At 66.9% G+C, this 13,091-nt stretch carries 11 protein-coding genes; 6 read left to right on the top strand and 5 right to left on the bottom strand.

Annotated elements, in window-relative coordinates; genetic code table 11:
• Positions 1–139: 139 nt before the first annotated feature.
• The 6 genes from ACZ50Z_RS06535 (at position 140) to cydC (ending at position 8,096) form a co-directional block, all read left to right on the top strand.
• Positions 140–1,471: an adenylate/guanylate cyclase domain-containing protein gene (locus tag ACZ50Z_RS06535; RefSeq protein WP_464482810.1), complete on the top strand. Its 1,332-nt coding sequence runs from the start codon at positions 140–142 to the stop codon at positions 1,469–1,471.
• Between the two features lie 45 nt (positions 1,472–1,516).
• Positions 1,517–2,104: an HdeD family acid-resistance protein gene (locus ACZ50Z_RS06530; protein WP_464482809.1), complete on the top strand. Its 588-nt coding sequence runs from the start codon at positions 1,517–1,519 to the stop codon at positions 2,102–2,104.
• A gap of 86 nt (positions 2,105–2,190) precedes the next feature.
• Entirely contained in the window at positions 2,191–3,663 is a 1,473-nt protein-coding gene (locus ACZ50Z_RS06525; RefSeq protein WP_464482808.1) for a cytochrome ubiquinol oxidase subunit I, read from the top strand.
• Between the two features lie 41 nt (positions 3,664–3,704).
• Positions 3,705–4,745 carry a cytochrome d ubiquinol oxidase subunit II gene (gene cydB, locus ACZ50Z_RS06520; protein ID WP_464482807.1) on the top strand — a complete coding sequence of 347 codons (1,041 nt, stop codon included), beginning with the start codon at positions 3,705–3,707 and terminating at the stop codon, positions 4,743–4,745.
• A 62-nt stretch (positions 4,746–4,807) separates the two neighbouring features.
• On the top strand, positions 4,808–6,421 hold the full coding sequence (cydD, locus tag ACZ50Z_RS06515) for a thiol reductant ABC exporter subunit CydD (protein WP_464486115.1): 1,614 nt from the start codon (positions 4,808–4,810) through the stop codon (positions 6,419–6,421).
• Positions 6,408–8,096: a thiol reductant ABC exporter subunit CydC gene (gene cydC, locus ACZ50Z_RS06510; RefSeq protein ID WP_464482806.1), complete on the top strand. Its 1,689-nt coding sequence runs from the start codon at positions 6,408–6,410 to the stop codon at positions 8,094–8,096. The genes cydD and cydC overlap by 14 nt, the downstream gene beginning before the upstream one ends.
• A gap of 17 nt (positions 8,097–8,113) precedes the next feature.
• Here cydC and usfY read toward each other — a convergent pair whose 3' ends face one another.
• From usfY to ACZ50Z_RS06485, 5 genes are all read right to left on the bottom strand, one after another.
• A complete protein-coding gene (usfY, locus tag ACZ50Z_RS06505; RefSeq protein ID WP_464482805.1) occupies positions 8,114–8,425 on the bottom strand; it encodes a protein UsfY in 312 nt (103 codons plus the stop codon).
• A 196-nt stretch (positions 8,426–8,621) separates the two neighbouring features.
• Complete coding sequence (locus tag ACZ50Z_RS06500) at positions 8,622–10,019, bottom strand: bifunctional lysylphosphatidylglycerol flippase/synthetase MprF (RefSeq protein WP_464482804.1); 1,398 nt, start codon at positions 10,017–10,019, stop codon at positions 8,622–8,624.
• 143 nt (positions 10,020–10,162) lie between these two features.
• Entirely contained in the window at positions 10,163–11,059 is an 897-nt protein-coding gene (locus tag ACZ50Z_RS06495) for an acyl-CoA thioesterase domain-containing protein (protein ID WP_464482803.1), read from the bottom strand.
• Positions 11,060–11,132: 73 nt separating this feature from the next.
• The gene (gene pyk, locus ACZ50Z_RS06490; protein ID WP_464482802.1) at positions 11,133–12,551 is read right to left on the bottom strand and encodes a pyruvate kinase; all 1,419 of its coding nucleotides are present in this window, start codon (positions 12,549–12,551) and stop codon (positions 11,133–11,135) included.
• 65 nt (positions 12,552–12,616) lie between these two features.
• A complete protein-coding gene (locus tag ACZ50Z_RS06485) occupies positions 12,617–13,036 on the bottom strand; it encodes a DUF2752 domain-containing protein (RefSeq protein ID WP_464482801.1) in 420 nt (139 codons plus the stop codon).
• Positions 13,037–13,091 lie beyond the last annotated feature (55 nt).

Genomic DNA, 13,091 nt, shown 5'->3' with positions numbered 1-13,091 from the left:
AACCGAACCAAATGACTCGTAAACCCGACAAAAACCCGATAACTAAATGGTTATCAGAACGCGCAAACTTACGGGGGCGAAAACGGGATATTGAGGCGGCTCTCGACAAGATTGCCTGTTCGGCGGTTACGCTTGCTGCGTGGCGGCCAAAGATTGTGGTGGCCCACCCCGATGGCCAGACGGCTTGTCTAAGCGCCCGGACTGTGTAGCCGCGGCGCGGGCCCAGTCGCGCGCCCGCAACCAGCACTACGCCGACAGCGCCGCGCGCCAATACAGGGTGCTCGCGATCGCCGCCTGGCTGGCCGTGCTGGTCTGCGTCGACTTCATGGTCTTGCAGTTGGTCACCGGAGTCTGGACCTGGCAGATCATCTCGCTCAACGCCGTCGCCGCGATGATCTTCGCCGCAGTGCCATGGCTGCACCGCTTCGGTGAGCTGATTGCGCCGCTGACCTTCATCGGCGCCGCCTACGTCACGGTCTTCGTCAGCTGCTGGGACGCCGGCACGGGTACGGGCTCACAATTTTTCTTCCTCGTTGGGGCGTGCCTGGTGGTGCTGCTGCTGGGCATCGAGCACACCGTGTTGGCGGCCGTGGTCGCGGCGATCGGGGCCGGCCTGGTGATCGCGCTGGAGTTCCTGGTCCCGCGCGACACCGGATTACAGCCGGCGTGGGCGCAGTCCATGAACTTCGTCGTCACCATCGTGTCCGCCTGCGTGATGGTGTTCGTGGCCGTGTGGTTCGCACTGCGCGACACCCAGCGCGCCGAGGCGGTGATGGAAGCCGAGTACGAACGCTCGGAAGCACTGCTGGCCAACATGTTGCCGGGCAGCATCGCCGAGCGGCTCAAGAGCTCGTCGCGCAGCGTCATCGCCGACAAGTACGACGAGGTCTCCGTTCTGTTCGCCGACATCGTCGGGTTCACCGAACGCGCCAGCACCACCACCCCGGCCGACCTGGTGCGGTTTTTGAACCGGCTCTACGGCGCCTTCGACGAGCTGGTCGATAAACACGGCCTCGAGAAGATCAAAGTCAGCGGCGACTCCTACATGGTCGTCAGCGGGGTCCCGCGCTCTCGGCCGGATCACGCCTTCGCACTTGCCGATTTCGCGCTCGACATGGCCAATGTTGCGGCCGCACTGAAGGATCCGCACGGTGACGCCGTCCCGCTGCGGATGGGTATGGCCTGTGGGCCCGTGGTCGCGGGCGTCGTGGGCTCGCGCCGGTTCTTTTACGACGTGTGGGGCGACGCGGTCAACGTCGCGTCGCGCATGGAGTCCACCGACTCGGTCGGCCGCATCCAGGTGCCCCAAGCGATGTACGAGCGACTCAAGAACGAATTCGTCCTGCAGGAGCGCGGCCGTATCGACGTCAAGGGCAAAGGCGTTATGCGCACCTGGTATCTCATCGGCCGCAAGGCAGGCGAACAGCCTGCCGACCTGCTCACCGAGCGACCACACACCGCCCACGTCTGATCGGACTCCCTATACCGGGGACCGCGTTTGTGTCAGACTTCGGCCATGACTATCTCCCCTGGCTCTCCTGGAACCCATCCCGTTCCAAGCTTGCTGCCGCATCTGTGGAAATCCGCTCTGCTGTCGGGAATTCTGTCGATCGTCCTCGGTGTCCTGGTGCTGGCGTGGCCGGGAATTTCCATCCTGGTCGCCGCCGTCGCCTTCGGCGTGTATCTGCTCATCACCGGTATCGCGCAGGTCGTCTTCGCGTTCTCGCTGCACGTCTCGGCGGGCAGCCGGATCCTGTTGTTCATCAGTGGTGCCGCGTCACTGATCCTGGCGTTGCTCGCGTTCCGCCACTTCGGTCAGGGATACGCAATTCTGCTGCTGGCCATCTGGATTGGCATCGGCTTCATCTTCCGCGGTGTCGCCACGACGATTTCGGCCGTCAGCGACCCGCACCTGCCGGGCCGGGGCTGGAATATCTTCCTCGGATTGCTCAGCCTGCTCGCCGGCATCGTGGTCGTGGCGTCACCGTTCGAATCGATCGTCACCCTGGCGATCGTGGTCGGCGCGTGGTTCGTGGTCATCGGTGTCTTCGAGATCATTTCGTCCTTCGGCATCCGCAAGGCGTCCAACACCCTCGGCGGCTGACGCGGGCGCCGGTAGCGCAGGACCCGACCTATCTACTACACTCTGTCGTAGCCGTTGATCGGGCCTCCGCAGTCGGGAGATGACAGATGAATGTCGTCGATATTTCGCGGTGGCAGTTCGGTATTGTTACCGTCTACCACTTCATCTTTGTGCCGCTCACGATCGGTTTGGCCCCCCTGATCGCCATCATGCAGACGGTGTGGGTGGCCACGGGCAACACCGCGTGGTACCGGCTGACCAAGTTCTTCGGCAAGCTGTTTTTGATCAACTTCGCCATCGGTGTGGCGACCGGCATCGTGCAGGAATTTCAGTTCGGAATGAACTGGAGCGAGTACTCGCGGTTCGTCGGCGACATCTTCGGTGCGCCGTTGGCGATGGAGGGGCTGTTTGCCTTCTTCTTCGAATCCACGTTCATCGGTTTGTGGATCTTCGGATGGAGCCGGCTGCCGAAGCTGCTCCACCTGGCCTGCATCTGGATCGTCGCGATCGGCGTCAACGCCTCGGCGTTCTTCATCATCGCGGCGAACTCGTTCATGCAACACCCGGTCGGCGCGCACTACAACCCGGCGACGCGACGCGCCGAACTGGACAGCATCTTCGCCCTGTTGTCCAATAACACTGCCCAAGCGGCGTTTTCACACACCGTGGCGGGGGCGCTGCTGACCGCCGGCACCTTCGTCGCCGCCGTTAGCACATGGTGGATGGTGCGCTCGCGCCGGCCCGGGTCCACTACCCCCGCCGCCGAAACCGAGGCTCGCACCATGTTTCGCCCCGCGGCACTCCTGGGATGTGGGGTGGTATTGCTCGCCGCGGTCGGCTTGTTCTTCACCGGCGATCGCCAGGGCAAGCTGATGTTCGTCCAGCAGCCGATGAAGATGGCGTCGGCGGAGGCGTTGTGCCACACACAAACTGACCCCGATTTCTCGGTGCTGACCATCGGCACCCACAACAACTGCGGCAGCGTCACCGAGGTGATCAAGGTGCATTACGTGCTGCCGTTCCTGGCCGAGGGCAAGCTCAGCGGCGTGACGCTGCACGGGGTGAACGAGCTGCAGCAGCAGTATCAGCACCGCTTCGGTCCCGACGACTACCGACCGAATCTGTTCGTCACCTACTGGTCCTTCCGGCTGATGATCGGATTCCTGGTGTTCCCGGTGGCGTTCTCCCTCGCCGTGCTGTGGCTGACCCGTGCCGGGCGAACCCCCAAGAGCCGCTGGGTTTCCTGGTTCGCACTACTCACGATTCCCACCCCGTTCCTGGCCAACATCTCGGGATGGGTCTTCACCGAGATGGGTCGCCAGCCGTGGGTGGTGGCTCCGAATCCCACCGGTGACCCGTTGGTCCGGATGACCGTCCGCGAAGGCGTGTCCAACCATGTGCCCGGCATGGTCATCACCTCGCTGGTGACCTTCACCCTCGTCTACGCGGTGCTGGCGGTCCTCTGGTTCTTCCTGCTCAAGCGATACACCGTCGAAGGGCCACTGGAACACGACGCGGAACCCGCTCCCCCGCACGCGCCCAGCGATGACGAGGTGGCGCCGCTGTCGTTCGCCTACTGAGGCGTGCTGGGGTCCATCGAGGCCGGAAGGAGCTGATCGGAGTGGGACTGCAAGAAGTGTGGTTCGTCATCATCGGCGTGTTGTTCTTGGGGTTCTTCATTCTCGAGGGCTTCGACTTCGGCGTGGGGATGCTGATGGAACCGTTCGCGCGGGTGGGAATCGGTGAGGCCGAACCGTTGCGCCGCACGGCACTCAACACCATCGGGCCGGTCTGGGACGGCAACGAGGTGTGGCTGATCGTCGGGGGCGCGGCCATGTTCGCCGCCTTTCCCGGCTGGTACGCGACCGTGTTCTCGACGCTGTATCTGCCGTTGCTGGCGATCCTGTTCGGCATGATCGTGCGTGCCGTGGCGATCGAGTGGCGTGGCAAGATCGACGACACAAAGTGGCGCGGCTGGGCCGATTTCGGCATCGCCGCCGGCTCGTGGCTGCCGGCCGTGTTGTGGGGCGTCGCGTTCGCCGCGCTGGTCCGCGGGCTCCCGGTGGACGCCGCGGGCCACATTCACCTGTCGGTCGCCGACGTGCTGAACGCCTATACCGTCCTGGGCGGTTTGGCGACCGCCGGTCTGTTCCTGTTGTACGGGGCGGTGTTCGTCGCGTTGAAGACGTGCGGCGCCATCCGTGAGGACGCGTACCGGTTCGGCGTGTGGCTCTCGCTTCCGGTGACCGGACTGGTTGCGGGCTTTGGACTTTGGACGCAGTTGGCGTACGGCAAAGGTTGGACCTGGCTGGTGCTGGCCGTCGCGGTGGTCGCGCAACTGGCGGCAGTGCTGCTGGTGTGGCGGCGCGCCTCCGACGGCTGGGCGTTCACCTGCCTCGCGCTGGTGGTGGCGGCCGTGGTGATTCTGCTTTTCGGTTCGCTGTATCCGAACCTGGTGCCCTCGACGCTGAACAAGCAGTGGAGTCTCACCATCTACAACGCCTCCTCGACCCACTACACGCTCAAGGTCATGACGTGGGTGACGGCGTTCATGGCACCGCTGACGGTGGTATACCAAGCATGGACGTATTGGGTTTTCCGGCAACGGATCTCGGCCGACAGGCTACCCGCACCCATCGGCCTGGCAAGGCGCCCGTCCTGAGCGGTAACGACCGCGCGAGCCGGGCGCCACTGGACCCGAGACTGTGGCGGGCCTCGACGGCGCTGCGCCGCTACCTCGTCGTCGCGGTGGCCTGCGGCGTGCTGATCTCCGCCTGCGCGATCGGCTCGGCGATCGTGTTGGCGCGCATCGTCGCCCGCGTGGTCGGTGGCCCGCCCGCGGGCGGCCTGACCGCCTGGTGGGGTCCGCTGTCACTCCTGGTGGCGCTGTGGGTGATTCGCGCGGTGACGCATTGGTTTCAGGCGCGGCTGGGCCAGCGCGGTGCCAGCGCCGCCATCGCCGACCTGTCCGGCCAGGTGCTCGACGCGGTGACCGCCCGGCAGCCCGGTGAGCTTGCGGCGCAACGCGACGCCGCCGCGGTGGTGGTCACCCGCGGGCTGGACGGCCTGCGCCCCTATCTCACCGGATACCTGCCGACGCTGTTGCTCGCCGCGATCCTCACGCCGGCCACCGTCGCCGTGATCGCGGCCTACGACCTGAAATCGACGGCGATCGTGGCCATCACGCTGCCGCTGATACCCATCTTCATGGTGTTGATCGGGCTGGCGACCCGGGACCGCTCGGCGGCCGCCCTGGCCGCCATGACCACCCTGCAGGCTCGGCTGCTGGACCTGATCGCCGGCATCCCCACCCTCCGGGCGCTGGGGCGCGACGCGGGACCCGAACGGCGCATCGCCGAACTCGCTGCCGCCCACCGCCGCTCGGCCATGGCGACGTTGCGGATCGCCTTCCTGTCGGCACTGGTGCTGGAATTGTTGGCCACCCTGGGGGTGGCGCTGATCGCCGTCGGAATCGGCCTTCGCCTGGTCTTCGGCGAGATGACCCTGACCACGGGCTTGACGGTGCTGCTGCTGGCACCAGACGTGTACTGGCCGTTGCGCCGCATCGGCGTGGAATTCCATGCCGCTCAAGACGGCAGAGCCGCCGCCGACGAGGCGTTCGCCCTGATCGGCGAGCGGACCCCGGCCAAGGCCGGGACCCGCACGGTCACCGCGCGCGGCGCGCGGATCCGCCTCGAACACCTCACCGTCGCCGGCCGCGACGGTGAGGCGCCCCGCGATCTGAACGCGCTGCTCGAGCCCGGCGCGGTGACCGTGCTGACCGGGCGAAACGGTGCCGGCAAAAGCACCACCCTGCAGGCGATTGCCGGCATCACCACGCCCTCGTCGGGCCGGGTGACCGTCGCCGGGCTCGATGTCGCCGATCTCGAGCAGACCCGATGGTGGGGACAGCTGTCCTGGCTGCCACAACGGCCGGTACTCGTGCCGGGCACCGTCGACCACAACCTGGCGCTGCTCGGAGAGCTCGATGACCTCGAAACCGCCTGCGCTGCATCGGGATTCGATGCAGTACTCGCGGAGCTTCCCGACGGCGGCGACACCGTGCTGGGACGCGGCGGCGTCGGGCTGTCCCTGGGACAGCGGCAACGGCTGGGTCTCGCGCGGGCGCTCGGATCGGCGGCCGCCGTGCTGTTGCTCGACGAGCCGACCGCGCACCTGGACGCACGCACCGAGGACCGGGTCCTGCGGGCCATCGTCGAGCGGGCTCGCGCCGGCGCGACCGTGATCGTGGTCGGGCACCGCGCGCCGGTGCTCGCCGTCGCCGATCAGGTCGTCGAGGTGATCGCCGACCGTGGGGTGCGTTATGCGCCCGCCTGATTCGACGACGACTCACCCCAGCCCCCTACTGGCGGCCGCCGCCCTGCTGCGTCCCCGGCTGCCTCGCATGCTGGCGGCGATCACGCTGGGGGTCCTCTCGCTGGGCAGCGCGCTGGCACTGGCCGGTGTGGCGGCGTGGCTGATCACCCGCGCGTGGCAGATGCCGCCCGTGCTCGATCTCTCTGTCGCGGCGGTCGCGGTCCGGCTGTTCGCGATCTCGCGGGCCGTGCTGCACTACTGCGAGCGCCTGGTCACCCACGACACGGCCCTGCACGCGGCAGGCACCGCGCGGGTGCAGGTTTATCAACGGCTGGCGCGCGGACCCGCGGCCGCGGCCGTCCGGCTGCACAGCGGTGAGCTGGTCGCCCGGGTGGGCGCCGACGTCGACGAGCTGGCCAATGTCTTGGTGCGCGCCCTGGTACCGATCGGCGTCGCGGCGGTGCTGGCGCTCGCGGCAACCGCGGTGGTCGCCGCCATTTCGCCGGCGGCGGCCGTCGTACTCGCCATCTGCCTGCTGATCGCCGGCTTCGTCGCGCCCCGTCTGGCCGGGCGGGCCGCCGCGACCCAGGAAGACATCGCGCGGCAACATCATTCCGAGCGCGACACCGCGGCGATGGTCGCGCTCGACCATGCGTCCGAGCTTCGCGTCGCCGGCCTGCTCCCCGGCGTCATCACCGAATCGCAACGCCGGCAACGCGCGTGGGGTGACGCCCTGGACGCCGCCGCCAAGCCGGCCGCCATCGCCGAGGCGATGCCGACCGCGGCCGTCGGGGCCAGCGTGCTGGGCGCGGTGGTGGCGGGGATCGGGCTGGCGCACGCGGTCGCGCCCACGACGCTGGCCGTGCTGATGTTACTGCCGTTGTCCGCCTTCGAGGCGATGACGCCGCTGCCGGCCGCGGCCGTGCAGCTGACGCGGTCGCGGATCGCCGCGCGCCGGTTGCTCGAGCTGACCGTGTCCGAGGGCCCGCGCGCGGCCACCGAAAAGAGCATCGAACCGACACGGGCAGCGCCGAGACCGGTCGGCACCGGCCGGTTATCCGCCGACGTGAGTTCCGGTCACGGCGTGGCGCGCTCGATCCGCGTCGCGCTGGACCTGCCCCCGGGCGCGCGCTTGGCCGTCACCGGTCCCAGCGGTTCGGGGAAGACGACATTGTTGATGACGCTCGCCGGATTGCTGCCACCGTTGGGGGGTCAGGTGCTGCTCGACGGCGTCGCCCTGACTCGGTTCGCCGAGGTCGATTTGCGCTGCGCCATTGGCTTTTTCGCGGAGGACGCCCACGTTTTTGCCACCACCATTCGAGACAACCTGCTGGTCGCCCGCGGCGACTGCCGAGACGACGAACTCACCGCGGCGCTGAGCGCCGTCGGGCTGGGCACGTGGCTCGCCGGTCTGCCCGACGGCTTGGCCACGGTGTTGACCGGTGGCGCGCAAGCGCTTTCGGCGGGCCAGCGCAGGCGACTACTGTTGGCCAGGGCGGTCCTGTCGCCTGCGAGGATCGTGCTGCTCGACGAACCCACCGAACACCTTGACGTCACCGACGCCGATGAGATCCTGCGCGACCTGTTGGCCCCGGATTCTCGGTTGCTGTCCCCCGAGCGCACAGTGGTGGTGGCTACCCATCACCTGGCCGCCGAAATCGGCTGCGAGGAACTATGCGTCGACGCCGACGCGTGACCGCTTCCCGCTCACCGTCAGCTGGCCGGGCGCTGCCGATAGGCGTCCGGGTGCTCGTCATACCAGCGGTTCTCGAGCCTGCGGATCCGCCCGCGTTCGACCTTGAGCCACACCAACCCGACCGCGGTCGCCGCGATCGCTATCGCGCCACTGATCAGGCTGCGGCCTTCGTGGCCCGTGCCGAGGGCGACGAGGCACCGAAAGACGGCAATGACGCCCACGACCATGAACAGGTACCCCGGCCAGCTCATCACGTCGATCAGCGACTCGCCCGCATGTGGCCTTGTTGTCCTCGCATGGTCAATGGGGTCGCGAAACGTATCACCCATGACAATTGCCTTTCCCCGTAGTTACCTCAACCGCTTCGTTCGGGGGGCATCCGGATTATGCGTCGATCATCCGATCACGCACATGCGAAAGCCAACCACTGTCTATATCAACGGTAGCGACGAAGAGTGGGAATGTTCTGTCTAGAAACTGGACAGCTGCTGCCAATCAGGCTGTCCCGCACTGCCGGCGGCGGGTTCAGAGATGTCGCCGGCGGGGCATGAATTCGAGCGACAACAGCACGAACAGTAACGGGACGATCTGGGTCATGGAGATCAGCGCGTAGCGCCGCGCGTCGAGCGCGTGCCACTTGCGCACGTACCGGTACAGCGACTCCAGCGCGATCAGCGGGTCCAGGATGTGGATCAGCCGGTAGAAGACGCGCTGGGTCCAGCCGCGGTTCTTGTCGTCGAAAATCTCGGGGAATGCCGCGAACGCAAGCGAAACACGCTGTGCCCCATTCTCTTTGCCAGCCATGATCATGTCGACGCTGAGCCGCTCGTCGAGTCCGTTGGGGGCACTGCGGCGTCGCCACGGGACGTCGAGGGTGATGTCGCTGCCACCGCCGGCCGTGGCGTATCGGTGAAATGCCTGCACCTTGCCCGCGGCGTCCCGGGCCATGATCAGCTGTATCCCGGGGAAACGGCCTTCCAACACGCCGTCGAGATTCATGTGGAATCCGCGGTCGGCACGCGCCCCCTTGGACGATTCCCGCACCACCTCGGTCAGCTCGGCCAGCAGCGCGTCGTCGAGCTCCTGCTCGGCCACGATTTCGGTTGTGACGCCGCAGTTATGGGTCCGCTTCACCGCCTGACGCAGGTTGCGGAACTTGCGGCCGACCATGTCGAAGCCCGACACGTCGACAACTACGTCGCGCCCAATCGGTATGGCCCGCAACGATTGTCCCAATGTCACCGAGTCTTTCCAGAGGCCCAGCCGCCGCTCGCCACATCCCACCACCGCGATGCGCCATCCGTGGGCATGACAGGCGGCGGCGAAATCGGCCACCAGTTCCGGGAAGCGGTTCTCGTCGCCGATGGGGTCCCCGCTGACCACGGCGATTCCCATCCGCGTCCGGTACGCCAGCGCCGCGGTGCCGTCGGCGGTGAAGTGGTAACTCTTGCCGGTCTGCATGGTGAACGGCGCCAGCGCGTCGTCGCCGGTCGCATTGATCAATTGCCACACGCGCGGCAGGTCGGCGGGTCGCGGGTGCGACGCCATCGGCCACATCAACACCATGCCTGAGCTGGCGATGACCACGTCGCCGAGCAGATCGAAGGACAACACGTGCAGGCCCAACCCCACCAGCACGACAAATGCGGCCGCAATGGCGTGCATCGTCGTCACCGGGCGACCCAGGAAGACGCCGCGCGCGATCCATGCCACCGCGACCAGGACGGTGACCGACCAGGCCAGGCGATCGGCGAAGTGCCAGTTGGGTTGGCTGTGGTGACGGAAGAGGATCTCGATCAGCCAGCACGCCGCGCACAGCAGCGCCAGGGCGCCGGTCAGGCGGACCGCCAGTGAATCGGCCGAGACGACAACGCGTTCGCGCGCGCGGGGTTTTGCTGTGACGTCCACTACCGGTCCGTTCACACTCACCTCCCGATGCGCTGACAACAGCTGGGCGGCGTGTCTGCCGCCTCTGCACCGAATACCCGGCTAGGCCAAAGTTACGCCCGATCAGGGCCCTACCGGGAGGGATTCGGGCGGATGTCCTGCAGCTATTGGGTAACGGTTTATCGGCGAGACGACGGAAAGTACTTCAGTACGCCCTCTTGCACCACCGTGGCGAGCGGTTGCCCGGACCGGTCGAAGAAGTGCCCGGTGCCCAGCCCACGCGAATCCGCCGCCACGGGCGACGACGTCGAGTAGAGCACCCAGTCGTTGAAGTTGACCTGCCGGTGAAACCAAATGGAATGGTTGGCCGACGCGGCGAAAATGCGGTCGAATCCCCAGGAAAGACCGTGTGTGGTGATGACCGAGTCCAACACCGTGGTGTCCGAGGAGTACACCATTGTCGCCGTGTGCAATACCGGGTCCTCGGGGACCTCTCCCAGCGCCTTGACCCAGACCCGGTTGTGGGGCAGCCGATCCCCCTTCGTCCGCATCACCCATGCCGGGTCGTTGGTGTAGCGCCATTCGATGGGCTGCAGGGCGTTGACGAAGTGCGGGACGGTCTCTTCGTAGCCGCGCAACAGTTCGCCGATTGTGGGTTGCGTGTGCGGTTCGGCGACCTGCGGCGGCTCGATGCCGTGCTCGAGGCCTCGGCCGCCGGCCATGTAGGAGACCATCGCCGAGCACAGCAACGTACCGTCCTGCATCGCGTCGACGCGCCGGTTGGCGAACCGCCGCTCGTCCCGCAGCCGGGTCACGTGGTATTCGATGTCCTTGTCGGTGTCGCCACCATTGATGAAGTGCACGGATAGCGCGCTCGGCGGCAGGTCGTCGCGCACCAGACTCCGGCTGCTCGCGACGAAAGATTGCGACATGAGCTGGCCGCCGAACGTCCGCATCGGGTTCTTGCTGGGATGCGAACCGACGAACAGATCATCGGAGACGCGGTGAAGGTCGAGTGTCGCCAGCAGTTCCGCGAAGTCGGTGTTCGGCTCCTGAAACTCACCGCCGGCTGGCACAGGCTCTCCTTGGGGCTGGGTGGAGTTGCCCCACTCCTCCTCGGTCCGCTGCACGGACCGCATCGTCGTGGGGCTAGACGTCGTCCTCGCCGATCCGGTGCACGTGGATCAGGTTGGTTGACCCTACTGTGCCAGGTGGCGCGCCGGCGACGATGACCACCAGGTCGCCACGCTTGTAGCGACCGAGTTCCAGCAGCGACTTGTCGACCTGGCGGATCATGCCGTCGGTGGAGGTCATCATCGGGACGATGAACGTTTCGGTGCCCCACGTCATCGCCAGCTGGCTGCGCACCTCGGGCCATGCGGTGAAGGCCAACAGCGGCAACGGGGTGTGCAGGCGCGCGAGCCGCTTGACGGTGTCGCCGGATTGGGTGAAGGCGACCAGGGCCTTGGCGTCGAGCCGCTCCCCGATGTCGCGGGCCGCATACGAGATCACACCGCGTTTGGTGCGCGGCACATGGGTCAGCGGTGGGGCGGCCGTCGAATTGTCCTCGACCGCGCAGATGATGCGCGACATCGTCCGCACGGCCGCCATCGGATACTTGCCCACCGACGTCTCCCCGGACAGCATCACCGCGTCGGCGCCGTCGAGGACGGCGTTGGCGACGTCGGAGGCCTCCGCGCGGGTCGGCCGTGAGTTCTCGATCATCGAATCGAGCATCTGGGTGGCCACGATGACCGGTTTCGCGTTCTCGCGGGCCATCTGGATGGCCCGCTTCTGCACCAGCGGAACCTCTTCCAGGGGCAGCTCGACGCCGAGGTCGCCGCGAGCCACCATGATGGCATCGAAGGCGAGCACGATGGCTTCCAGATTGTCGACGGCTTCGGGTTTTTCCAGCTTGGCGATCACCGGGACCCGCCGCCCGACCCGGTCCATCACCTCGTGCACCAACTCGACGTCGGCCGGCGAACGCACGAAGGACAGCGCCACCAGGTCGACGCCGAGGTCCAGCGCGAAGGTGAGGTCCTCGATGTCCTTCTCCGACAAGGCCGGTGCGGACACGTTCATGCCCGGCAGCGAGATGCCCTTGTTGTTGCTGACCGGGCCGCCCTCGACGACGGTGCAGATGACGTCGTCGCCCTCGATGCCGTCGACCACCAGGCAGACCTTGCCGTCGTCGACGAGAACGCGGTCGCCGACGGCGGCGTCCTGGGCCAGTTTTTTGTACGTGGTGGACACCCGGTCGTGGCTGCCTTCGCAGTCGGCGACGGTGATCCGGACTGTCTCACCGTCGGCCCAGTAGGTGGGCCCGGTGGCGAAGCGTCCCAGCCTGATCTTGGGGCCCTGCAAGTCGGCGAGCACGCCGACGGCGCGGCCGGTGGCGTCGGAGGCGACCCGGACCCGTTCGTAGGCGGCTTTGTGGTCGGCGTAATCACCGTGGCTGAAGTTCAACCGGGCGACGTCCATTCCTGCCTCAACCAGCGCCAGGATCAACTCGTCCGAATTGGTCGCAGGCCCAAGGGTGCAGACGATCTTCCCGCGTCTACTCACGCCGACCCAGCATAGTCGCGTGCAACCCCCACGGCCCGCACATAACGCCGCCGCGCAGTGTGCTTTTACCCACCAAGAACGGCCGGAATCAACGGAAAGGCGGGCAGGTTACGCAGAACCGTCCAGGCGACCGTCGCGACCACGATGGTCAGCAACGCCGTCCGCGGCGCCGATGACGTGCCCCGCACGCGGCGAACCAAGAACCACGCTGCCAGCATCGGGATTCCGACCAGCACGAAAACGTTGTCGTTCAGGGCGGAAGCCAGGTCACCGTGCACCACGTCATACGTCATTCGCAGCCCGCCGCAAAACGGGCAATTCCAGCCGGTGAGCCACTTGAACGGGCACGGCGGATAGATCGACGCGGGATCGTGCGGGTCGGCCAGTGCGATGTAGCCGAGCGCGCCGCCCAGCGCGACGGCGGTGCCGGCCGCGATGTAGCCGCGATGACGCAGGCCCCGCGTGTTGGCCTGAGGTTGCGTCACCGAACGGGTCACAGTCGTCCAGCATGCCAGACTCGGTGCGCCCGGGCGCACCATC

This window comes from Mycobacterium sp. NTMscope_MAC_269, from assembly GCF_976985695.1.
Note: the sequence above shows the minus strand (reverse complement) of the source record. Positions and strands in the feature narration are given on the sequence as shown.

What these genes read in the sequence shown, in the direction of transcription:
- ACZ50Z_RS06525 (WP_464482808.1), top strand. Translation starts at nt 2,191, where the DNA reads ATGAATGTCGTCGATATTTCGCGGTGGCAGTTCGGTATTGTTACCGTC.
- usfY (WP_464482805.1), bottom strand. Translation starts at nt 8,425, where the DNA reads ATGGGTGATACGTTTCGCGACCCCATTGACCATGCGAGGACAACAAGG.
- ACZ50Z_RS06530 (WP_464482809.1), top strand. Translation starts at nt 1,517, where the DNA reads ATGACTATCTCCCCTGGCTCTCCTGGAACCCATCCCGTTCCAAGCTTG.
- cydC (WP_464482806.1), top strand. Translation starts at nt 6,408, where the DNA reads ATGCGCCCGCCTGATTCGACGACGACTCACCCCAGCCCCCTACTGGCG.